Origin of the sequence: Hahella chejuensis KCTC 2396 (assembly GCF_000012985.1) — a bacterium.
Taxonomy (GTDB): Bacteria; Pseudomonadota; Gammaproteobacteria; order Pseudomonadales; family Oleiphilaceae; genus Hahella; species Hahella chejuensis.
The window spans coordinates 665129-687870 of the sequence record NC_007645.1; the positions used below are offsets into that span (position 1 = coordinate 665129).

The window sequence follows — 22742 nt, forward strand, 5'->3', positions numbered from 1 at the left end:
ATCAGCTTTCCGCGCCAATCAGCGCATTTTTCGACATCTCTGATTCCCGGCGCGGGGCGCAGGAACGATAGTCGATAACCCGGTTGCGGCCTTGCTGTTTGGCGGTGTACAAGGCGTAGTCCGCACGCTCGAACAGCTTATTGGGGCAGTCGAACTCGTCATGAGCCATACTCGCCACGCCGACGCTGATAGAGAGCTTGTAGCCTGACTCCGTTTCTTCTTCGACTTTGACCCTTAGACGATTGGCCAGACTCATGGCGGCGTCGTGGTCGGTATTAGGCAGGATGACCGCGAATTCTTCACCGCCATAACGACAGGGACAATTCGGTTTGCGCACGCCTTTCGCCAGTATGCGAGCGACCTCCTTCAACGCATGGTCGCCGACGTTGTGGCCGTAGGTGTCATTGAATTGCTTGAAGCAGTCGATATCGATCACCAGCAGGGTCAGTGGCTGTTTACTTTGCTGGGCGCGATGAAATTCTGTTGCGAATTTGTCGTCGAAATGACGGCGGTTGAACAGGCCGGTCAGGGCGTCCGTGTAGGTTTTGCGCTGCAACTCATTTACCCGGCTGCTCAGCGCCAGGGACAGCAACACCATTTCCGTCAGCGAGCCGATTTGAAACCCGTTCTGGGTGAGCACGTTATGCGGCAGCAGGCCGAAGGTTTTCAGCATGTACGCCAGCACGCCGATCAACAACGCCGTCCAGGCGGTCATGTAGTAGCGCGCGGGGCGCGAACCCGCCATTAACGCAAGCACGCCCATCAGCAGCAACTGGGCGGCGATGACGAAAGTCAGCAGGGATATCGGCACAATCATTGTGTGATAGGTGAAAAACGGCGTGCAGGCGAGGCTGATCAGCATCAGCCATTCCAGCACGCGGGCGGCGAAATCCGTTCGCGGCGCGATTTGCTGAGTCACCAGAATTGAGCGGGCGAACTGCAAGGCGCCCAGCAGAGACAGAATCAGCAGAATCAGCAGACTGTGATTGGCGAACCAGGGAAAGTTCGGCCACAGAAACTGGAATGTCAGGCCGTTATGCACCGCCATATACAGACCATAACTGGTGACGTACAGCAGATAATGGGCGAAGGTGCGGTCGCGGACGGCGATGAACATGAAAAAGTTATAGATGACGAGGACCAGAAACCCGCCGTAATAAGCGCCGTAGGCCAGTTGTTCCTTGCCGATGCGTTCCAGTAGCGACTCAGGCGCGTACAGAGACAGACCGATGTTCATGGAGCCGTCGCTGCTGAAGCGCATGTAATAGGTGCGGGATGCGTAGGCGGGCAATTCCAGAGGGAACAAGTAGTCTCTGTGCTCAACGTCTCTTGAGTAAAACGAGAGGCGATCGCCTGTAGCGTGGCGTTTCCAGGAACCGTCGGCAAGCGGTTCCCATAATGTCAGGTGGTCGATCAGGGGGTAATCCTGGCGCAGCGTCACCGCCAGATCTTCTGCAGTGGTGTTTTTCAGAGTGAACCGAACCCACCAGGCGGATTCGGAAAAGCCAAAGTTAGGTGACTGGCCTGCCGTTGATTTGAACCGGTCGGCGAACTCAGCAGAGCTGACTTCTTCGAAGCGCAGGGATTGCGTAGGATCTTCCAATAACGCCAGATGCGGCGTCAGCCCCGCCATGTCGAGGCCTTTGTCCACGTTGAAGGGAGTCGGGCCCTCGCCGCTCGCCGCGACAGCCTCCAAACTACGGGCAAAAAGCAACACAAACACTAAGCAAGCTAGCGTATAGCTATGGCGAGGCATTTGGCCATCTCCAAAAAGTTGACTAACTTATGTTCCTTTGGAAGAAATAGCTTCCATGCCCTCTCCTAGCTCACGCCGGAGGAAAGGCGCAATAGTCTGTTAGTATTACCAATAAAGGCCGCATTGTCGACTTTACAGCAGGCTGTTGCAAGCCCCCTTTGCAGGCCTCTTTCCTTCATCGTCAGACGTTGTGAGCGTCCTTCGGCGCTCAATATTCGGAGACTGTCGAGCACCCGGGAGTCCTAAATTCCGCGGGCGTTTCCGGCTTGTCACGATGCACTTTCAGGTACTCGACAATCGCCATGCGCTGTTTCTCGGTGAGCATGGGGCCAATAACGCCTTTGGGCAATGGATTGGCTTCCGGGTCCCGCAGGAACGCGCGCCAATCCGTGACGGATGCGGAGAAAGCGTGACCGCTGTTGCTGTTGCCTGGCAAACGGGTATCGAACCAAAAACCGTTGGCTTCCGCGCCTTGCGGCGGCTCTGTGACGAAGCCGACGCGTTCAGGGTCGAAATCTCTGTAGCCCACCTGAAAGCGACTTGCCCGCTGCTCGGGCGGTGATAACAGTTGATATAGGTTTGGCGCCGAGCCATTGTGCAGGAAGGGCGGCGTCGCCCAAACCCCCTCCAGGGGGCGGGGCTTGTAGCCCGCAACCTCTTGAGGCAGGTCGAGCGTGCCGAAGCCTTCCAGACATTGCCGCTGCGCATAGTCGATGTTGTTGTCTGCGTAGTAACGGTTTTTCACCAGGACGCCAATAAGATTCAACGCAAGTCCTTCGGAAAGTCTATGGATGTCCTGTTTCGCCAGGAGGTTGTCGATTTCCTTGACTCCCTTCTGGGTGAGCCTTATCAGCTCCTCGTTGAGGCAAATCAAGTCGCAGCTTTTCACGTAGTGGGGACGATAGGACGGTTTCGATGGAGCGCTATCCAGCGGCGTTGACAGACTGTTAAGCGCAGCCGCGATAGCGGCGAAATCGCCAATCGGCGCGACGACGGGAATGACGTCGTTGGAGGGATAAGCGGCCAGCAACTCTGACAACTCTCCCAAGGGGAGTTCCCGCTCCTGGCGCAGTGTGATGATTTGGCGCAGTCTGGCGCGCACCTCGCGAATCAGTCGCTGGGTCAACAAGGGGCGTAAAGCGTCGTCGATGTCTTGATTGTTCAGTCCGGTCGCAGACAAGTCATAGTGCTTGTCGATAAAGGCCTGGGCGGCGCTGGGATCAGTGCCGATCACACTGAGCGGCGCTACAGAAATCATCCATTCCGACCAGGGCGCCGGTTTCAGGGGCGCATTGATCTCCAAGTCGGCGACGTCGGCTTCATGCGGTCCGTGACAGCCCTGACAGTAGCGCCGGAACAGACCTTCGCCTTTGGCGGCGAGGACCTGATCCACTGGTCCGAATACCTTTTCCGGCCAAGTAGGCGCCTTGAGCGTTTGCAATGCGCTTTCGATACGGGCGAGGTCTTCGATGCGCACGGCGCTGTGAAAGCGTTTGCCGGGAGGGACAGGGGAGCCGTCGGCGTTGACCAGATCGATGCGCGCGCCGACGCCAAGCGCCTCACCGATGTTGCGCGCCAGTGGCTGCGCCACCGAGCCGTTATATTGCACCCAATTAAATTTCCAGATGTCCCACAAGTAGGGATAGCTGACTGGCGCCGCTCCGACTTGATAGTTAGATGCGCTCAGATGGTCGCCGAACAGGGTGTTGCCTATGCGGCCCAGCGCGTCGGTGCGACCGTAGCCTTCTTCCACAGGGTAGAGTTTACGCAGCGGGTTATTTTGACCGGCGCCGACAAAACCGCCGACGCTGCGCCACAAAGCGGAGCGCAGTCCGTCCTTGCCTTCCGGATAGCGGTCGTTCAGCACTTTTTGCGCGAAACGGTCAAATTTCCAGGGATTGACGGCTGTATAAAACAGCGAGGCCACCAAGGTCGGCGCGAACGCGCCGCGCTGCATGCTGGTGAGCGCATGCATGGCGGGACCGCCGTCGATGCGCACTGCGTAACGGACGCCATCGCGCTGATAATGCAGCTCACTGCTATGGCAGGCGGCGCAGGAGATATCCAGCACGTCTTCGCCGATAGCGGGATCGAAATGCTTGCTGAAGCCCAGCGGAAGCTGGTCGGGATTGGCGGCGCTGGGAACAGGGTCGACAATAAAACGAAAAAGTCGCATGCGCTCCGGGTCCGCCAGACGCTGTTCGCTGAAAGGTTCCTCCAAGTGTATGAACCAGTTATAACGCACGGCGCCGGCAGATGCGCCCTGGGGCATGGAAACTCCTTGGGGAGTGTAGTAGTAAAGCTCCCGCAAGGAAGCGTTGTCGCCCTCCCAGCCCTGATCCAGATACACATATTCATCGACCGGCTCCGCCGCCGGCAGGTTTTTATTGGGATACAGCACAAACCAGGCGAACCCGGCGCATGCGGCGACAACCAATACGATCACGACGAACGCCAGCCATTTGATCAATCGCAGCGGCGCGCTACGTTTTTGTTGGATAAACTTCATACTTCCCTTGGAGGTCATATCCTTTCCTTCGCACCTATTTCGTTTTTATTGCGTGGTTATAGAGATTTCAGATATTCAAGCAGCGCTAGTTTGTCGTCGGAGCTCAGGTCCACGCCAAACAGATGTCCTGCGTTGCTGTTACCGGGCAGACGCGTGTCGAATAGCGTGGCGCCGGGCGCTTTTCGTGTACTGACGCCGACCTTGACGGGATCGAATTCGCGATCGCCGACAAAGAAAGTTTGCGGGCGCTGTTCCGGCGGCAGCAGCAGTGATTGCAGATTGGGGACGGAGCCGTTGTGCAAATAAGGGGCGGACGACCACACGCCATCCAGCGGACGCCCCTTGTAATAGCGGGGAATCGCCGTCGCGTCAGGCTTGCCGCTGGGGTGTGATGCTTCCGCCATATCCAGGGTGGCGGCGATGGGATGGCGCAATATGGCGCCGATTGACGCGTGAATGACGAGCTTGATGCTGGGTTCCGTCGCCCCGATCGTTGCGCCGCCGAACACCATCAGTTTACGTCCCTGGTAGGGCCCGCTTTGCGCGCTCGCGCGCAGGAAATTCATGGCCATTCTGGGGTCTGTGCCGACTTCATCGAGCGGGGTTAGGGCGACGCTGATTTTTGCATCCGACGGGTTGTGCTCTGCCAAGGTATGACAGGACAGGCAGCGCTCAGCGTAAAGACTGCGACCTTGATCAACGAGATGCGTGTTCAGTTTGCCAAGTATCGGCTCAGGCCACTTTGGCGCTTGCAGGGCTTCGTTGCGCTTTTGAATATCGCCCAGGTTGTTGAAATTGACGCTGCTGGGATACCCGGGAAGTTCGCTGTGACCATCGACGGTCGCTGCGCCATACACCGCCAGCGCAGTTGTTACGTTTTGCGCCAAAGGCCCCGGGGCGGCGTTGCTGGCGGAGCCGTTCCACTGCACCAGATCCATGCGCGGAGTTCCCCACAGGACAGGAAAGCTGACTGGCGCATCCGGAGAACGCCGGTTTTCTGGTTGATGAGTGATTTCAGAGGTGATCACATTGAAGATCTGTCCGAACGCATCCAGCCTGCCACGGCCGTAGGGGACCTCTGTGCTATTCATGGCGAAGCGCTCGGTGAAGTAGTCCAGGCGTTGCTGCAACGCTGTTCTCAGTTGCACTTCCGACGACGCCGAGAACGCTTTCGCGAAGCGGGAGAACTTTTCTGGCTGCGCCAAGGTCGCCTGCAAACTGTCGCGAATAGCGAATTCCAGACCGCTGTAGTTGATCAGCGCCGAGCCGCCGTCAATACGGATGCTTTTACCTTGGTAACGCACTTCCGCCGTGTGGCAAGCGGCGCATCCTAATCCCGCCCAGGCGACTCCATTTGCGTCCACATCCTGGGCGAAGCCTACCGGCAATGCGTCGGGGTTGTGTTCGGACGCCGGCGCGCTCAGAAATCCCAATTCATTCATATGCGACTCTGCCAGGAAAGGCGCTTCCTTATCCGCTTGCTCCAAATGCAGAAGCCAGTCATAGGGAATAATACGCGAGCCGAAAGAGGCGAAATGAGCCTGGTCCCGAGTGGCGCCGGACCAGCCTTGCTCCAAGTGGATTACCTCAGACGCACTGCCTGGTCCCGTTGGCGGCGCGTCAGTCGTGCTGCCTGTGGGTTCTTCAGTCTGGCGGCATGCCGTGACGCTCAGCAGTAATAACGCTGGTGCGCATATGGCGAGGGTTAAGCGCCTCACATTAGGCTTGTCGGCGCTGGAGAGAGGCGATTTCGCGTCGCTGCGTAATAAGGAAAGTCTGGGCAAGGCGCGTAGTAAGCCGCAGCCGATTGAACAGCAAAGCATGGTGTAAAGTCCTGGGTGTCCCTGAAAAGCAGATTGGTATCATTAGTTGTTATCGCCGCCGGTTGACTAACGAGATCCTGAACGGCCGCACGCAAAATGAATGTCCTCTGCGCACGCATTAACTATAGTTCATGTTTTTATAAAACCGTGAGAGTTTATTGCTTATTTTTCAGAGAGTTGTTTAAAAAGTGACAAATTTTCATGAATTTGTGATGGAAGGTTGATGTCAGAGAAGGGCTTAACGTTTTTCTTAAGGAATCTCTATGCGAACAATTTTCAGCAGGGGGCATTGGCGTTCTGTTTGGGGGAAATCGTCACAACGGCGTCTGCGCAGGATGAGTTTCTAATGGTTGAGCGGGACGGTGGATGTGCGGGAGAAAAAGCCAAAAATAAGCGTTTATATTAATCAGGCAGACAAATAGCTTCCTTCTATTTGTCTGCAACGACAGGGCCTGCACATGTCAGGCCCTGTCTCCCGCGCAGGCGCATCCATGCGCCAGATATTAACATGTCAATATCATTGCCATATTAATATAAGATTGATTTGCGTGGAGCGACGGATGTCAGCGGAGACTCTGACTCGCAAACCGGCATGCAAATCAACAGCAAGGCGTTGGAGGAGCTGAGCTGGGATGAGCTTGCGGCGGCGGGTGTGTAACCTGTGAGCAAGACATTGGTTTTCGACTTGTTGGCGCAGATGAATTATCCGCACGATAAGCTGGAGGGCTTGTGGATTATGGATGCGAACAAAGTGGCGGCGATCAATGACGATGATTTCGCTGTGGCCGAACGGAACGGCGACGTAGTGCAAAAAGTACCGCCGGCTACAGGGCGCATAGACGCCAACACCCTGTATGTCACTGACCTGGGGAACCCTTGAGCAGCGACTAGCTCTCAACACTACGGGCGTAAAACGGAGGTTACGCCCGTCTGCCGAACAAGCCGGCGGGGTCCTGGGTCAGGGTTTCTTCTTCGCGCAGGGCGTACAGGACTTTGACGCCCAATGGCTGCGCCGGCTGTGGCGTAGCCAGAATATTGGAGTAATGAAAGAAAGCCGTGTTCTCAAAATCCAGCGCCATGAACGCATTGTTTTGGTAAGGATCGGGAACGCCTAACAGCACCGGCCGCTGATAGCTGACGTAGCGCAGGCGCCAGCTGCTGTTGCTCAGATCCAGGCCCCAGTAAGTGCGTGGGCGATGCTTCACTACGATTTCACCCAGGGCGAGGGCGGTGTCCATCAGCATGGAGAAAACAATGTGATCGCCGTCCCGCTTGGAGTTCAACCATATATCTTTGCGCGCCAGATGCGGGCTCATAGACTTCCGGCCAGTGTTTATAGGCCCAGGCGTGAAGATCGGGCAAGAAGGGTTCCGGCGAGGCGTTGTGCAGCCCTTCGTCTAGGTCCAGGCCGAACTTGCGCAGCAGTTCGCCATAGATAACCAGACGGTTGGCTTTTTCCGCGATCAGGTAGTTGAGATTGGCGTAGGCTTGCTCAATCGTTAAGGAAAACGGTTCCTGTGAATGCGGGGCCTGATAGGGCGGATAGTCCTTCAGCAGCCGTTTGAGTTTGGCTTGTCCCCTTCCGAATATTGCTTGCACCAGAGTCGGCATATCCATCACCTTAAATCCATTTTATTTCTGAGTAGTTTGCTCTGCTTTCCCTTTATCGTAAATAGCCCATGTGGCTGTACTTATCAACTTTGGGCTAGTTAATTTTACATGATTAAATTCATTTTCGCCCCGCCTTTGCATGGCAGGGGGAGTCGGATGTTTCCGGGTTATCCAGACGACCATCATAACGCTGAAAATGCGGCGCTGCAGCGCTATTTCCGCGTTCCTAAGCTAATTAGCTGATATACTGGCGAATCTTCCAAACAAGAACCAAACTAGTTTGAGCAAAACTATTTCCAAAAGGGGAGCATCTGTTCGAAATGCGGGTCTTTAAATTTTTGATCTCACATTCTTTCCATTCTCTACTGCTGGCGCTGTTTTTATGCGCGGGCTCCGCCTCTGCGGCGGAAAAGGTGGAGACATTTCTTCTGGTTACGGAAAACTACCCGCCGTACAACATGAGCATGAACAATAGTGAGTACGAACACTCCGGCGACCAGATATACGGCGTCTCGGCGGATATTGTGAAAATGTTGTTCGAACGCGCCAAACTGCCCTACAACATGAAGCTGCGCGCCTGGCATTACGCCTTTGAGCACGCCCAGCGCAAAGCTTATCGCGGTGTATTCTCCACCACCCGTACAGAAGAGCGTGAGAGCATGTTCCAGTGGGTGGGACCATTGGTGGAGGATTCCTGGGTTGCGTTCAGTCGACCCAATGAATCCATGAGCATCACCAGCATTGAAGATTTGAAAAAGTATCGGGTGGGCGGATACAAAGGCGATATCGCCAGCGAATATCTGATTGAAAAAGGCGTGAATGTCAGCCTGATCGATGATGATACGCTGAACCTCAAGCGTCTGTACGGCAAGTACATTGACTTGTGGATCTCTGGCCCTTACTCCGGCCCTTATTATGCGAAACAGGCGGGATATCCCTCGCCGCAACCAGCTTATGTTTTCAACCAGGCGGAAATGTATTTGGCGTTGAATGTGGAAACGCCGCAGAAGTACGTCGATCTGCTTAACGAAACCCTGGCGAAGATGCGCAGCGAAGGTAAAGTCGACGAAATTATCGCCCGCTACCGCTAACAGAAAGGAGGCCAGGGAGGGCTTTCTGTACACCGTTGTTCCTTCCTGAATAGTATCTTATGAACTTCCTGGCGCACTTCCATTTGGCGGATCTCTCCGCGACCTCATTCACAGGTAACTTTCTGGGCGATTTCGTAAAAGGCGCGGAGTTGAATCATCTGCCTGCGTCGGTGGCTACTGGAATTCGCCTGCATCGAGCCATCGATTTATATACGGATAATCATGCTCTGGTTAAAGAGGCCATAGCGCTTATTTCCCCCGCCCGCCGCCGCTTCGCCGGCATTATAGTGGATGTGGCGTTTGATCATTTCCTGGCTCGGAGCTGGCGAGACTGGCATGCGGACTCTCTGCAGGATTTCGCGGACGGAGTCTATACGTCGCTTCTGGTGGAATATGAACTGATGCCGCCAAGAGCGCAGCGCACAGTACGACATATGAGCGAACATGACTGGCTGAACGGCTATGCGCGCCTGCCGAATATATACCGATCACTCGACAATATTGCCGCCAGGCTGAGCCGGCGCACCGCAATGTACGGCGCAGGCGAGGAAGTGGAGCTTCAATATCAGGCGTTAGAGGCCTGCTTTCTAGGCTTTTATCCTGAGTTGCTGGCCTACGTCGAAGGCGTCAATATCGACTCCATGTAGTCTTTTTCTCGCTGATTTCCCCCCATTGGCGGTGATTCCGCACCAGCTGTTTTTCATTGTCTATACTTAAACGGTACGGCCCGCAATGGAGAATGCCTATGACAATGAATATTGTTATTGCAGACGATTCGTCACTGTCACGGAAAATGGTGATGAACGCTCTGCCTCCGCAGCTTAGTGATGTGGAAATCACGTTCGCCCGGAATGGTAAAGAAGCCTTGGACGCCTATTACGCCGGTAAGGCTGATGTTATGTTTCTGGATTTGACCATGCCGGAAATGGACGGCTACACCGTTCTTAAAAAGCTGAAGGAAGCGGAAGCGAACACTATTGTCTGCGTCATCAGCGCCGATATTCAGCCCGAGGCGCAGCAGCGAGTGCTGGCGTTGGGGGCGGCCTGCTTTATCGGTAAACCCGTCACCACGGAATTGTTGAGAAAGCGTATTCACGATATCGGTTTACTTTAAAGATGTTTACTCGAGACCAGTTAGACGCGCTGCAGGAAATATTCAATATCGCCATGGGGCAGGGCGCTAACAGGCTTGCTCGCCTCGTTGAAACATTTGTCGTCCTGTCCGCGCCGAAGCTGTACTCCCTCAAATCCCAAGCCGACCCGGAACTGATCAAGCGACTCGGCGATACGCCCATCATCGCCACCCGGCAGTCGTTTGTGGGGCCATTGCGGGGCGAAGTGGTGATCTTTTTCGGCATGAACGGCGCCAATGAACTGGCCGAATTGATGGGATACTCCCAGGACAGCGATACTCAACGAGTCAAGGAAGAGTTGATTCTCGACGTTACCAATATTTTGGTGGGCGCCTGTATTACCGGCCTGAGTCAGCAGCTGAATATAGGCAAGTCGTCGTTCTCCACCCCTGGGCTGTTGGTGGAAGGAAAGTCAGTGACGGAAGCTCTCGAAAACCAGCGCCTGCCTCAGGATTCAGAAGCGCTGCTGGTGGAAATCCAATTCAAGATTGAGGCGCACGCCTTTTTCTGTGAACTGCTGATCTGTATTGCGAATGAATCCATCGCTTCTGTCATCACTGCAGTGGATAAGTTGCTCAAAGGCGTTTGACCCATGGCGCGCGATTGGCTGAAGGCGCGCGTAAGTAAAGGAATTTGCGGGAAGGAGTGGGGATGTCGTTCGAACAAAAACTGTTGGAGAATGTGCTGCAGCAAATCAGTATGGGGATCGTCATTCTGGATCAGGACTGTCGGATCTGCTTCTGGAATGAATTCATGCAGATTAACAGCGGTGAAACGAGCGCGATCGACAAAAGCATTTTTGACGTTTTTCCCGACCTGCCGCAAAGCTGGTTCAAGAAAAAAATCGACACGGTGTACACCATTCAAAACATGGCGTTCACTGACTGGAAAAAACGCCCCTACGTCTTCCACTTTCCCACCAGCCGTCCGATGACCGGCGGGCTCGATGTGATGTATCAGAACGCTACCTTTTCTCCGCTAACGGATGAAAAGGGCGAAGTCACCGGGGTACTGATCATGATCACTGACGTCACTGAAGTGGCGGAGCAGACCCTGCAACTGGAGCGGCTGACCGCTCGCCTGGAACATGAAAAGCAAGAGCAGAAGAAGCTTATCGCCAAGCTGGAAGAGGCGCAGAACCAACTGTTGCAGTCTGAGAAGATGGCGGCGATCGGTCAGTTGGCGGCGGGCGTGGCCCATGAGATCAACAATCCTACTGGTTATGTCTATTCCAACATGGGCTCTCTGGGGCATATGGTGAACGACTTGTTGGCGGTCATTGCGGTTTATGAACAACAATTTGAGAAGGTTGGCGATACAGCCATTCGGGAAGCCGTCAACAAGGCGAAAGAAGAATACGACTTCGATTACCTGAAAGAAGATCTGGTGACGTTGGTCAATGAATCCAAGGATGGCATAGAGCGAGTCAAACGCATCGTGCAGGACCTCAAAGGGTTTTCTCATGTCGGCGAGTCTGACTGGCAGGAGGCGGATTTGCATAACGGCATGGACAGCACTTTGAACGTCGTTTGGAATGAGGTGAAGTTCAAGGCGGAAGTGCAGAAAGAATATGGGGATATTCCCCGGGTGGAATGTATCCCGTCTCAGATCAATCAGGTGTTTATGAATCTGATCGTCAATGCGGCGCATGCCATTGAAAAGCAGGGGATTATCAAAATCACCACCGGTTGCGAAGGCGACATGGTGTTTATCCGCGTGTCTGATACCGGGGCGGGGATCTCGTCGGAAAACCTCAATCGTATCTTCGAGCCGTTTTTCACGACTAAACCTGTAGGTAAAGGAACAGGGTTGGGGTTGTCCGTGTCCTACAGCATCGTGCAGAAACATCATGGGCGTATGGAGGTCGCCAGTAAACCTGGAGAAGGGACGACATTCACGATCTGGCTTCCGGTAACCCAGCCTGAAGAGGAGGCGGGAGAAGAATGAATAAACATTCATTGAGGCCTATGGCGGCAAGATGACGCTATGGGTAAATAAGGGGGATTAGCCCATAATTCTCATCGAGTAGTCTTTTTTGCCTAAGCTGAATATTGGCGCTACACTCTATCCCTGTCTAAGGAATAAAAAAGTTGGTTGAAATAACTTTCGACAGCGCAGGCGTTTAGTTCCTTACTAAGAAGGCGGCAGGAAGCCGGCTTGGCGAAGACAGCCCGAAACTCGTCTGGCTCGGAGGGTTCCCAGGCGAAGCAGAAACTGCTGCACGAAATGCATCGGATAACCGATGCGGATGTAGTGAAGGTAGGCTTGGTTTTTGTGAGAGCGAATTAGTATGCACCTGATAATAATAATCGCATCCGTGTTAGTCATCGTCATCGCTGGTCCACACCTGTGGGTCCGCCATGTAAAGAAAAAGTATTCCGCCGATATCGCAGATATGCCGGGAACCGGCGGTGAGTTGGCTTCTCATCTGGTGCAGCGTTTTGGGCTGGATGATGTGAGGGTGGTGATGGCCCGTTCCGGCGGCGATCATTACTCGACAAAAGAAAAAATCATTCGTTTGAGCCCTGAGACATTCCGCGGAAAATCCCTGACCGCCGTCGCTGTCGCCGCCCATGAAGTCGGGCACGCAATTCAATACGCTCGCGGCGAGAACATCACCAAACTGCGCGCGAAATACTCCCCAGCCGCTCAGTCCGCAGAAAAACTGGCGCTCACCATTTTCATGTTTTCCCCTGTCATCCTGGCGGTATTGCACGTTCCACAGCTGGCGCTGCTGACCGTCGCCACCGGCTTGATCGCCTTGCTGGCCTCTGTGGCGGCGCAGATGATCGTATTGCCGCTGGAATGGGACGCCAGCTTTAACAAGGCGCTGCCGATACTGGTGGACGGCGAATACATCAACCCTCGTCAGGAAGCCGCCGTGCGCCGCATACTGAGAGCGGAATCTTTCACCTATGTCGCCAACACGTTGGCGGACATGTTCCGTTTATGGCGTTGGATCGCCATATTGCGCGGCGCCGCCCGCTAGGAATTAGTGGACGCTGACAGGTTTAGCGCAGCCCAGAAAGAGTCGGGCTAAATAGTCTGAATGGATTATTTATCTCACTGCCCGATTCTTTAAACTTTTCTCCCGAAATTTCCTGCCCGCTCAAAACGGCCCGCATCCAGTTTCTATATGGATGACACACGAAGTTAAGGGAGTACATGTCCATATCAGCTGCACCGCATTCGACTCAAAACGCCGTTATCCGACATGATTTCGCCGCGATGCCTCGTTATCTGATTAACCTTTCTGGCATCGTGCTTAGCGTTCCTTACCCGGCGCAAGCTCGTCACATCTCTCTGGGCTTGTGTGGCGTGTACGATATCTATCAGGAGTTGAGTTATGAGGTGTGGGACCTCCCGTATATTGATCTTCTGAAATTCGTCCTTCCCTATCATTTATCCGGTGCATCAAAGAAAGCGAGTCCTGTGGCGGAACTGCGCGTGTTCGCCAAGCTGGTGTGGGCGCAAGACAGTGATGGTTTGGATTTACGCGACATCGAGCAGTTGGCGGAGTGGCTGTTAACCTCCGTGCAGAAGGAGTATAGGGCGAAAGATAAGCAGATCATTGCTGAACGCCTCGAAGAATTGAATCTAGGGGCGCGGGGTAGTCACAAAAGCCCGGAAAAAGCGTTTGGCAAACTGGTCAAGGCTGTTTACGGAAGAGAGCTGGCGGGACAGGATATCGTTGAAGACCTGCGGCTTTGGCGACGCCCTCGACGTCCAGAGGAGCTGCTTACTTGCCTGATCAATGGCGTTCCCTGGCTAGTGTATGAAGCCTATAAACCTCATGATCATGGCCACGTGGTCGCCCACGCGGCGATTACACCCAGACATGTTGTCTCCCTTACTTTTTATCTCGACGACAAAACATTGGACTATTTCAGTCCCAACTTGAACTTTGAAGGTATCATCCCTCGCGATATCCGAAATCTGATGCGCGAAATGCGGATCATATATTCCCCCTACGCCAGAACGGATGCATATATTGAGAACGGGAGAGAGGATGAAGTGGTTTAACCGCGCACTGCGAAAAAGCGCTTCCCAGCATAGTGAATCTGTCCTGCGTTTAGGGTCCCGATCCAGTTTGTCAGGACCGGATTTTAAGTCGGCGCCAAGGTATGAGGTCCTGCTATCTCGGAACATTTTGAGCTTTTCGCTGCCAGTAAGCTCGGCCTCTCAGACGAACCCCTGGGGCGAGCAGAGAAAATCGTACTTTATCTCCAGGCAAGCGGATATTTACAACGATACTTTACTGGCGAGGCTGGACGATGTTTCGGTCAGAAGGCTATCCATTGTTTATGCCGGGTGGGGCTATTGCGATCATGAGGGCGTTGTGGGAGAGGCCCTTTTGGAGGTGAAACTATGGCGGTTGCCCTGCAGGAATAGCGACACTGACTTTCGTAGCGCTGAGTCGCTGAAGCGGTGGCTATTAAAAGCGTGTGAGGATGACTGGCGGGAGGTGTATGCGACTGTCTATTTACCGAAAAAATCTATGCATAAAGTAATACGCTTTGAAGCGGGCAAGGTGTATTCGGGACAGCAGCTTCAGTACCCCATGACCATGGATGATCTGATGGAAAATGAAATTAATGGGCTGACGTGGTTTCACTATGAGGTGCGTATCCCAGGAACCTATCGGCGACTTTTCTATCTGCTTCCCCTGACAAGTGAGCATCTCCTCCAGGTTTCAGTGGAGCTTTCCTCTCAAAAAGGTCCCAGCGACACCAAAGACACCAACTTTATGGAACTGGTCAAACAAAATATGGCGGAGTTTCTCGACAGCGTTTGTTACAAGCCCAGTGAGACAGAGTCGGGGAGGTTTCCGCTCCTGCGCAAGGCCGATTGGCCGGCGACCATGACCGGAACAAAGACCGGGAGCGGCAATGAGCGACTATAAACTTGCGGATGAAGATCGCTGGTCCCACCGTTACTATTTTGCGTCTTTGATCTCCAACCCGATAACGCCTTTGATGGCTTTTCTAGTGCACGGCGTCTGGCTTGGCTGGCCCTTGTTTATTTTGGGAGGGTGGATTGCGGGGAACCCAAACTACGCCAGAGAAGTTGTCGTTATGGTTGTGGGGATTATTGGCGCCTATTTGTTGGCTGGATTTCTGCTGCCTTGGTTTACGCCCGGCGGCACAGGATATGAGAGCTGTTTGCTGGCGCTGTTCGCGTGGAAATTGAGCGCCACTGTTTATGTTTTTATATCGCAAAATCAAGGGCGAGATAGAACGAAATACCGGGATAAGAGCGAGGAGTTTGAGCCAATGCTTATCTTCTGTTTTATCGCGGTTGTGATGAGTTTTGACGTGCCTGACCACTTCTCGGAGATAGGCCGTCTTGTTCTCTTGGGTTTATATGAAACGGGATAAAAACCTCAGTGAAGCGTGGCTTAGCTTTAATCAGCTCGACTATGAAAAGGCCACGCGGAACCTGAAAAGTGCGCTTGACTCGGCTCCGTCGGCTGAGGGACATGCATTGCTGGCGTTATGTCTTATTCCGCAAAACCGGATATTGGCGGCGCGAGTGGAAGCCCAGCGTGGCGTGGCGGAAGATCGTCGCAGCGCATTTTGCCATTACGCCGCTGCCGCCGCTTCTGAAGCTGGCAAACACTATGACGCCGCTCGCAGGCATATTGAACTGGCTTTGGAATTAGAGCCGCAAACTAGCGCCTATCAAATCGCTTCACTTCGGCTGGATCGCCTGCAGCAGGGATCAGATATCCTGGAGCCGTTGAAGACGCTCTTGTCTGAGCGTCCCAATGATTTGGCTGTCATTTACGCCCTGGCGGAGTGCTATTGCGACAGTTCAGAATGGGAGCAAGCGTATCTCTATGCCGGGCGCGCGTTACGTTTGGAGGCGACTAGTCAGCGAGCGCTGATGTTGATGGCGCGAGTTTGCATTCAGTTGCATAAGTATGACGAAGCGCGAGGCCATATATTCTGGGTGCTTGGCGCGAATAAAGATAATGCCGAGGCTATGGAGCTGCTAAGCCAGATTGAGACCAGAGATAAACCGGTATGGCGAGGTTTCAGGATGTTTTACAAGAAACTGCAATACCATGGTTTCGACGCGCTGGTGCTGGCGTATAGCGTTCTGATCTTTTTCGCGGTCGCCTTTGGACTAACTTCCCCTGAGCTCTTTGGCGTAAGTGAGAGCCAATCTATTGATAAACGTCCTTTTGTCATCGCGTTTGGAGGTTTGGTGGCGCCGCTCGTATTTTACGGCGCTATGGGGCATTTCTGTAAGCGGAAAGAAAAATGTTGGATAGAGAAGCTGACTCCTTTGATTTAATAAACGCAACACCGGGCTTTTATCTCATCCATCAGACGAAAGAGGCCCGCATTGCAGGTGAGCCGGCACAGCGAGTTCGCTGCTCTTCTGTTGTAGTCAATGGCATGAACCTGGGTATGGACATGGTTATACGTGAACAATTGCCATGGATCGGGGCCCCTTTCAATTGGAGAGCCCAAGGCGAGGACGTCATAGGCCCTGACTATGAGTTGTTTTACCTGCCGCCTTTTTTGTATGCGAAGTCGGAGGGAAAGCTCAAAGCATCTCAGGAGGCCTTTATTGAAAAGGCGTCAGCATTGCTTGCCGATGCAATTATTGAAGCGCAAGAAAAAGGGCAAGAGATTGAATGGACCCTGTGCGGCGATGGCGCCCGGCTGTTTTTTGAAGCGCTACGACGGATTGACGGAATTGTGTTGGATAAACAGTATGTGCGGTTTATTGCGCCGACTCAGGATCTGACGACACTGCTTCCACTGATGCGCGGCTTGGGAATGAAGCTGTTTGGAGATGTGCTCAGTTATCATAAATATGATTTTTTCTCCGTTGGCAATCGCCTGTTCCATCGGAGAAAGATTTTAAAGGAGATTGCGGCCTTTGGTGCGGAATACGAAGGGGCGGCTTTTTGTTTGGGGCTCAAAGCCGTGCGTGAACGGAAGATGGTCGCAAATCTGTTGATTTTCTTTGTATTTTCTCTACTTTTTTTCGTTGGATATACCCGGTCTTCCGGAGACCTCAGCAATTGGATAATCCTGTGTTTCGTTATGCTTCCAGTCTTGCATGGGGTATGGCTCTTGTCTGAATTTAATACCCTGGTGAAAGCCATTTTCGCAAGACGTATCCCGAACCCGGACCTTAATCCACACTTTACCTTATGTGAGGAATTCGATGTTCGTTGCTCTGACGATATCAGAGGCCCATTTAAAGAGTGGCGTAGTATCTTTCGCGCTCGCGCCGCACTGAAAAAGCAATTACGTGCGGCGGCTTGAGGCGATTTCCAGTCGTCATCCGCGGCCGTTTACTTCTCCACTAGCCAGATAAGCCCTTGCTATTTCCGCTATTTCATGGGCGCGGTCGCGCCCGTTGATGCAGCGGCGGGCGTTAATAAAGTCCTTTTTGTTTTCGTTGATGTAATCCGAAATTTTGTGGCCGGTGAAGGCGCCGGTCATGAAGCCATGCGTTAGCACAAACAGTGCGATTTCCGGCTGCATGGCGAGGTCGGGGTCTTGCACCAGCGGCGCACCCAGGAGCTGCTGATATTTCCGGTAGTTGTTCTCCCAGGTGAGCTGCACATAGCCGCGCCCGTAGTAAGGATAATAGCGCAGGTTGTGCTTTCTCCATTCCTCACTTAGCCAAAACGCTTCTTTGACTGGTTCAAAGGTTTGCGCCGTTTCCCACTGAACCGTCGCCAGCACGTAGGCGATTTGTTGTGGCAGCCCGATGCCCTGCTTTCTGCACTCGCCACAAATGGCCTGTTTAACGCTGGACGTGCTGGAAAAATCATAGCGTACGGATTCATAGCACTCTGTCGCCCGCCGGATCAGTTCCGCCAGAGATTGGGGGCCGACCAGCGTTGGATTGCCGGGAAACACGTCAATTTTGAATTCGGCCCAGGCGCTGCGGGTCTTGGGGCCATAGAGGCCGTCGATCTCGCCGACGGGGTATCCCAGCCGATGCAATGCGATTTGTAATTCGCGTAGTTGTTCAGAGCTGAGTGTTTCCAGTGGCCTGGCGCAGGCGATTTCAGTGAGTTCTTTGAACCTGGCTGGTTGTTCGGTGGCGGGCGCCTCCCGAACAATAGAAGAAACGCTGACGTTGTCACGGACTGTATCAACCATCATCCCACCCCCGATAAGAATGCATGTGAAGGCAACCGGAAGTTTCCACCGCGCCTCCCTGGACTGGTCCGGAAAAGACTCGGGATATGGCTTAAGCTTGGTCGAAGATCGGCGCAGTGGCAATGAACTTTCGCTCTAATTCGACGTTATAGGTAATCGGCTTTGCAAAATATGCAATTTTACGCAAGGGCTTTGCAAAAATTACGCTGCACTCAGAGCTGATTTATGCATGTCAGTCAGCCCGCTGATTTCCGCAACACCCCAACGGAAAGGACGTTTCGTGGATCGGCACGGTATTTGCCGCCTCCCTGTTGCAGACAGGCGACCATTCAAGCGACGCCTGCTAACTAACAAGGAGACTTGAAATGAGTGTCAGAGAAGAAGCATTTGTTCGCGACAGAACTGAAAACCCCGATTACGCCAACCTGAAACGCGACTTGGACGCGCTGCGCAAAGACATCGCTAAATTGTCCGCAGGCGTTTACAACGACACTAAAGCCCGCGCGGGTGAAGCCGTCAGCGCTGTCAATGAAAAGTCCAGCAAAGCGGTGCATGCGGCGGAGGAGAAAATCGGTGAACGCCCGTTTTTGAGCCTGCTGATGAGCTTTGTACTGGGGCTGGTGTTGGCGAAGGTGTTGGAATCCAGAAATCACTCCTGAACGACCGGACCCTCCCGCTCAAGCTGAGCGAGTGTAGTGAGGCCGCATTGGCGGCCTTGTTAATTTCGGCATGGAGGAATTTACCATGAAAGAAGCGGTGCGATGGCTGTTGTTCTACGTGCTGACAGCCGTGGGAATATGGCTGCTCGCGTTGGCCTTGATTCTTGGCGGTCTGGCTTTTCAGTTTAAGGCGCTGGTCACGCTGTTGCAGCCTATGCTGGGGGCTGCTGCGGCGTATTCCCTGACGGGGCTGGCCTGCTTTCTGGCCTTGGCGGTCCCGTGTCTGTTGGTTTGGGGCGGCTTGCGCAGAAAAGCGCGACGCCAGACCGCTGCTGCGAGCGAAGACGCCCATGATCCTTATGCCGGTGCGGCCACGTTAGTAAAGAAATACCCTCTGGAATCAGTAACGATTGCATTTGCAGCCGGATTTTCCGCTAATGATCGAGAGCAGTTACAGACCCTGTTGACCACTGTCGCCAAAGAACGTTGAGAAAAATTTGTCCTTTCCTTGTGCAGACTGCGCTTGAGGGAGTTACAGTTATTGTCAGACGCGGCGAGGCTGCGAAATGGCCCGCTTTCTCCATTCATCGTCGTACAGTCTATCCACATACAGTCTATTTACATACAAGGGGGATAATCATGGAACTCCCGATCAAAAACCGTACTACCGCCGGCCGGATGCTGGCGCAGTCCCTTATTTCCTACCGCTCCCGCAATAACCTGCTTATATTGGCCCTACCCAGAGGCGGCGCGCCTGTGGCCCGGGAAATCGCTTCCGCCCTGGCGGCGCCGCTGGACCTGCTTCTGGTGCGAAAGCTGGGCGCGCCCATGTATCCGGAATTGGCGATGGGAGCCATCGCCAGCGGCGGCGCAATTGTCATGAACGACGATGTCGTGAACATCCACCATATCAGTGAAGATGATATCGCCATTGTCAGAGAGAGGGAGGAGAAGGAGCTGCGGCGCAGAGACCTGGCGTATCGCGGCGACAGGCCCATGCCGGAGATTAAAGGCCGTTGCGTGATAGTTGTGGATGATGGGATGGCCACCGGCGCGACTATGAAAGCGGGCGTCGCAGCGCTGCGGGGAATGCAGCCTGAACGTATCGTGGTGGCCATCCCTGTGGCGCCCAGGGATACGGTGACGGAATTAAAAGCGATGGTCGATGAAGTCGTGTGCCTGGACACGCCTGAGCCGTTCTACGCGATTGGCGGTTGTTATACGGACTTTGGACAGACGTCAGATAAGGAAGTGACGGACATTCTGCAGGCCGCCTGGGCGCAGGAAGCGACAAACGCCGATGAAGAGCCTCATTCCCTGGAGAAAACCAGCTGGACCGAATACTGCCGGCAATTCAGCCATGAGCATCATGGCTGGTTAGTGTCTTTTCGCGAGGAAGAACCGGCGGCGAAGCAGCGACATAGAGAAATGAAGTTTCAGAATTTGCCGCTGCAGAGTCTGGATTATGACGAACATGACGATGTCTTTCAGCTCAGTGTGCTCGATACTGGCAAGCCACATGAGATCTCCATTTTTTGCCCCAAGCGTCTGGCTGAAGCGCCCCATGGCGCGAGCAGCGCATTACTGCAGATCGATACCGGTGAGGGCGGCAGCATACTGTTGGGCTTCAGCGAAACCTATGCCGTCGCCAAAGCGAGGTAGCCTTTGGCGCAGTGGCGTTTAAATCACGCCGCTGCGCATCAGGATGAGCATTAACGCCATGGCCGCCATGCCCAGATCCTCCGTTAACGTCACTGTGCTCAGGGGAACATCCAGCACGGTGCCCATACAGGGGCAGTTAATGTCCAGCCCCTTGCGCAAAGCGGAGAGCACGCCAGCGGCCCCAAAAGACAAGACGATAATCGTCAGAACATATGTCAGATAAGGCGCTGTGAAGGATAAATACGCCAGTCCCAACCCAAGCTCGATATAAGGATAAACGTAAGCATAGCCGCGAAACCGTTTGGCCAGCAGATCGTACATTTCAAAGCCATTGGCGAAGGCTTTGGGGTGGAACAACTTGAGCATGGCGAAAATACACAGGAAAAATCCCATAAAGTAATGCATCCAGACCATTCCGCTGAAAGGTTCGGGCAGTGACGCGGCCAGCGCGGCGAGAGCGGACACGGCGAGCAAAGCCAGCAGGGGCTGATAGTCGGAGAGATGCGCGCCGCGCTCGTTCTCGCGTGTCTGAAAAACCGGCTTACTGTTCATCTTGCTATTCATGATGACCTCCTTGTTTTCCTTGTTTGTCGGTTGCGAATATCAGGGGCCGTCGCCATTGTCCGTCAGGCGATTGCTGAGACATCCCAAGGCACTTAGAACAATTAGCACAATAATGGTCAGGCCGACGGCCAGCACATATTGCTCCAGCGCCGCCGCTACGCCCAATGCGCTGGCCATCAGCAATGTTGCGGCGGTGGTGAGGCCGGTGACGCCATCCTCGCTGCGGAAGATAGTGCCGGCGCCGAGAAAACTGATGCCGGTGGCGATGGCGACAATCACTCTGGTTGGGTCCGCATTGACCGTGGAGGTGAGATTGGCGTCTATGGATGACGTCAGTAACGTCGCCAGATCCGTAAACAGCGCGGCGGTGGCGGCCACCAGCATATGGGTGCGAAACCCGGCGGGGCGCTTTTTCATTTCCCGCTCAAAGCCGATGGCTCCGCCCAGGACAAGGGCGATGCAGACATGCATCAGCACCCACAACTGCCCTTGATATTCGGTAAGAAAAGCGTCCATAGCAGGAACTAGAAGTTATAGCCCATTCCGACGCCATAGACGAATACGCCGTCGCTGAAGCGATTGTCCGCCTCGTCTGCGTCTTCAAATAAAAACTGATACTCAACCTGACCGACTACGAAAGTGCTGTCCGCCACGTAGTATTTCAAACCGGCTTCGGGTGCGGCGATAAAGCTTTCATCCACTGATTCTCCGTAGATGTAGCCGAGGTTGGCGCCGAGATAAGGCTTCAGAGTGTCGCGGCCAAAGTGATGGTCGTAAAAGACCCGGGTGGAGCCGTTCCAGACGCTTTCTTCTCCCTCGTGGTCAGAGACGCTGACCGATTGGCGCACGCCCACTTCCGCATCGGGCGACAGATATTGCCCGTAAGCGGCGTCCATGGAGAAGATGTTGCTGTCGAAGTCTTTATCGCTGGACCCTGATCCGGAAATGGAAAACTCTTGCGTTCCCACATCCGGCGCGGAGTATGCGATGGGAGGGATGGCGATCAGACCGATGGCGGCAATTAAGTGTTTCATGGCTACTTTTCCTTTTCGTTTTTTAATGACTCAATAGATTGCATTCAACGCCGCGCTGACGTTTTTGCGTGGCTGCCTGAACCTGAAACGCAGAAAGTGTGCCGATTTGATGAAGCCCTTGGGACGCGTTGAATTAGAGATTATTGGCTGGCGGTCGAGGAGCGTTGATTGAGAGCAATAGACGGTAATTATTCCAGGGAATTGTAAGGCTTACATGAAAATGCAGAGTGCTTCGGGGCGTTTTTAAGACCTGAATGGGAGAGGTTAACGTTGCATTAACCTGAGCAAGAGCATGGTCAGAGCGCCGCAGGTCGTCCCGGCGATAGCGCAGGAAAACCCGAAAAATACGATGACTCCCGCCATGCCGTCGTTTTTAGCGTCACCCTGGACTGCAGTTAACGCGGCGAATATCAGTATGGGCGCCAACCCGCAGTACAAGCCGCGCAGCCAGCCGTTATCGTTGGGTAACTGTTGGGTTCGGTAGTCGATGTATATCAGACTCGCTCCGAACAGCGCGCCGGCGAAGGCGGCTGGAATGCCGCCAATCATGTAAACGACGCCAATCAAAGGCGTAAATGAAAACAGGTGTCCGCCGACAAAGGGACCCGCCAAAGTGAAATTCAGGAGAGAGGTCAGCATTAGCAGAAATGCGCGTATGCAGCTACGTAGCTTGTTTCTGCGGATGCACCCCTCGCTTTGAATGGGGTGGATACTGATATCGGAAACGGTTTCCGTCGCCACTAGCTCACTCATCGTTCAGCTCCG

At 53.9% G+C, this 22742-nt stretch carries 26 protein-coding genes; 16 read left to right on the top strand and 10 right to left on the bottom strand.

The features are described from left to right. Position 1 precedes the first annotated feature (1 nt). From HCH_RS03005 to HCH_RS03015, 3 genes are all read right to left on the bottom strand, one after another. Positions 2–1756: a diguanylate cyclase gene (locus HCH_RS03005; RefSeq protein WP_011394638.1), complete on the bottom strand. Its 1755-nt coding sequence runs from the start codon at positions 1754–1756 to the stop codon at positions 2–4. Positions 1757–1964: 208 nt separating this feature from the next. Then, on the bottom strand, positions 1965–4283 hold the full coding sequence (locus tag HCH_RS32075; protein WP_011394639.1) for a c-type cytochrome: 2319 nt from the start codon (positions 4281–4283) through the stop codon (positions 1965–1967). A gap of 38 nt (positions 4284–4321) precedes the next feature. Next, positions 4322–5842: a di-heme-cytochrome C peroxidase gene (locus HCH_RS03015; protein ID WP_238384963.1), complete on the bottom strand. Its 1521-nt coding sequence runs from the start codon at positions 5840–5842 to the stop codon at positions 4322–4324. Here HCH_RS03015 and HCH_RS34355 point away from each other — a divergent pair. Both HCH_RS34355 and HCH_RS03025 read left to right on the top strand, forming a co-directional pair. Next, positions 5817–6095 (top strand): hypothetical protein, encoded by a 279-nt coding sequence (locus tag HCH_RS34355; RefSeq protein ID WP_162470415.1) that lies wholly within the window; start codon positions 5817–5819, stop codon positions 6093–6095. The two genes, HCH_RS03015 and HCH_RS34355, sit on opposite strands and share 26 nt — an antisense overlap. Before the next feature lie 654 nt (positions 6096–6749). Further along, positions 6750–6968 carry a hypothetical protein gene (locus HCH_RS03025; protein ID WP_011394643.1) on the top strand — a complete coding sequence of 73 codons (219 nt, stop codon included), beginning with the start codon at positions 6750–6752 and terminating at the stop codon, positions 6966–6968. 40 nt (positions 6969–7008) lie between these two features. Here HCH_RS03025 and HCH_RS03030 read toward each other — a convergent pair whose 3' ends face one another. Further along, positions 7009–7332, bottom strand: a complete 324-nt coding sequence (locus tag HCH_RS03030; RefSeq protein WP_041598394.1) for a hypothetical protein — start codon at positions 7330–7332, stop codon at positions 7009–7011. Further along, a complete protein-coding gene (locus tag HCH_RS03035) occupies positions 7301–7699 on the bottom strand; it encodes a hypothetical protein (protein WP_011394645.1) in 399 nt (132 codons plus the stop codon). Before HCH_RS03035 ends, HCH_RS03030 begins: the two co-directional genes overlap by 32 nt. A 320-nt stretch (positions 7700–8019) precedes the next feature. Here HCH_RS03035 and HCH_RS03040 point away from each other — a divergent pair, with 320 nt between their 5' ends. The 11 genes from HCH_RS03040 (at position 8020) to HCH_RS03090 (ending at position 17209) form a co-directional block, all read left to right on the top strand. Further along, complete coding sequence (locus HCH_RS03040) at positions 8020–8790, top strand: substrate-binding periplasmic protein (protein ID WP_011394647.1); 771 nt, start codon at positions 8020–8022, stop codon at positions 8788–8790. A gap of 59 nt (positions 8791–8849) precedes the next feature. Continuing rightward, on the top strand, positions 8850–9437 hold the full coding sequence (locus HCH_RS03045) for an ACP phosphodiesterase (protein ID WP_011394648.1): 588 nt from the start codon (positions 8850–8852) through the stop codon (positions 9435–9437). A 98-nt stretch (positions 9438–9535) separates the two neighbouring features. Further along, on the top strand, positions 9536–9904 hold the full coding sequence (locus HCH_RS03050) for a response regulator (RefSeq protein ID WP_011394649.1): 369 nt from the start codon (positions 9536–9538) through the stop codon (positions 9902–9904). A gap of 2 nt (positions 9905–9906) precedes the next feature. Next, positions 9907–10512, top strand: a complete 606-nt coding sequence (locus HCH_RS03055; RefSeq protein ID WP_011394650.1) for a hypothetical protein — start codon at positions 9907–9909, stop codon at positions 10510–10512. Positions 10513–10574: 62 nt separating this feature from the next. Beyond that, a complete protein-coding gene (locus HCH_RS03060) occupies positions 10575–11870 on the top strand; it encodes an ATP-binding protein (RefSeq protein WP_011394651.1) in 1296 nt (431 codons plus the stop codon). A gap of 343 nt (positions 11871–12213) precedes the next feature. Continuing rightward, entirely contained in the window at positions 12214–12912 is a 699-nt protein-coding gene (locus tag HCH_RS03065) for a zinc metallopeptidase (protein ID WP_011394652.1), read from the top strand. Positions 12913–13088: 176 nt separating this feature from the next. Beyond that, a complete protein-coding gene (locus tag HCH_RS03070) occupies positions 13089–13946 on the top strand; it encodes a hypothetical protein (RefSeq protein ID WP_011394653.1) in 858 nt (285 codons plus the stop codon). Next, positions 13933–14826, top strand: a complete 894-nt coding sequence (locus HCH_RS03075) for a hypothetical protein (protein ID WP_011394654.1) — start codon at positions 13933–13935, stop codon at positions 14824–14826. Before HCH_RS03070 ends, HCH_RS03075 begins: the two co-directional genes overlap by 14 nt. Beyond that, entirely contained in the window at positions 14813–15301 is a 489-nt protein-coding gene (locus HCH_RS03080; RefSeq protein ID WP_011394655.1) for a hypothetical protein, read from the top strand. The genes HCH_RS03075 and HCH_RS03080 overlap by 14 nt, the downstream gene beginning before the upstream one ends. Beyond that, on the top strand, positions 15288–16223 hold the full coding sequence (locus HCH_RS03085; RefSeq protein ID WP_011394656.1) for a tetratricopeptide repeat protein: 936 nt from the start codon (positions 15288–15290) through the stop codon (positions 16221–16223). Before HCH_RS03080 ends, HCH_RS03085 begins: the two co-directional genes overlap by 14 nt. Further along, positions 16190–17209, top strand: a complete 1020-nt coding sequence (locus HCH_RS03090) for a hypothetical protein (RefSeq protein ID WP_011394657.1) — start codon at positions 16190–16192, stop codon at positions 17207–17209. Before HCH_RS03085 ends, HCH_RS03090 begins: the two co-directional genes overlap by 34 nt. A 15-nt stretch (positions 17210–17224) precedes the next feature. Here the strand turns inward: HCH_RS03090 and HCH_RS03095 are convergent, their stop codons facing one another. Continuing rightward, on the bottom strand, positions 17225–18061 hold the full coding sequence (locus tag HCH_RS03095; protein ID WP_202945288.1) for a peptidoglycan-binding protein: 837 nt from the start codon (positions 18059–18061) through the stop codon (positions 17225–17227). A 362-nt stretch (positions 18062–18423) separates the two neighbouring features. Here HCH_RS03095 and HCH_RS03100 point away from each other — a divergent pair, with 362 nt between their 5' ends. The 3 genes from HCH_RS03100 to HCH_RS32945 all read left to right on the top strand — a co-directional run bounded on the left by HCH_RS03100 (position 18424) and on the right by HCH_RS32945 (position 20379). Beyond that, on the top strand, positions 18424–18717 hold the full coding sequence (locus HCH_RS03100; RefSeq protein WP_011394659.1) for a hypothetical protein: 294 nt from the start codon (positions 18424–18426) through the stop codon (positions 18715–18717). An 85-nt stretch (positions 18718–18802) separates the two neighbouring features. Then, a complete protein-coding gene (locus HCH_RS03105; RefSeq protein ID WP_011394660.1) occupies positions 18803–19207 on the top strand; it encodes a hypothetical protein in 405 nt (134 codons plus the stop codon). Between the two features lie 149 nt (positions 19208–19356). Next, positions 19357–20379 (top strand): phosphoribosyltransferase, encoded by a 1023-nt coding sequence (locus tag HCH_RS32945; protein ID WP_011394661.1) that lies wholly within the window; start codon positions 19357–19359, stop codon positions 20377–20379. Positions 20380–20397: 18 nt separating this feature from the next. Here the strand turns inward: HCH_RS32945 and HCH_RS03115 are convergent, their stop codons facing one another. From HCH_RS03115 to HCH_RS03130, 4 genes are all read right to left on the bottom strand, one after another. After that, the gene (locus HCH_RS03115) at positions 20398–20943 is read right to left on the bottom strand and encodes a MauE/DoxX family redox-associated membrane protein (protein WP_011394662.1); all 546 of its coding nucleotides are present in this window, start codon (positions 20941–20943) and stop codon (positions 20398–20400) included. Positions 20944–20982: 39 nt separating this feature from the next. Beyond that, positions 20983–21459, bottom strand: coding sequence for an MgtC/SapB family protein (locus HCH_RS03120; RefSeq protein WP_011394663.1), 477 nt, complete (start codon positions 21457–21459; stop codon positions 20983–20985). Between the two features lie 8 nt (positions 21460–21467). Continuing rightward, positions 21468–21977, bottom strand: coding sequence for a hypothetical protein (locus tag HCH_RS03125; protein ID WP_011394664.1), 510 nt, complete (start codon positions 21975–21977; stop codon positions 21468–21470). A gap of 264 nt (positions 21978–22241) precedes the next feature. Next, positions 22242–22730, bottom strand: coding sequence for a hypothetical protein (locus HCH_RS03130; protein ID WP_011394666.1), 489 nt, complete (start codon positions 22728–22730; stop codon positions 22242–22244). Positions 22731–22742 lie beyond the last annotated feature (12 nt).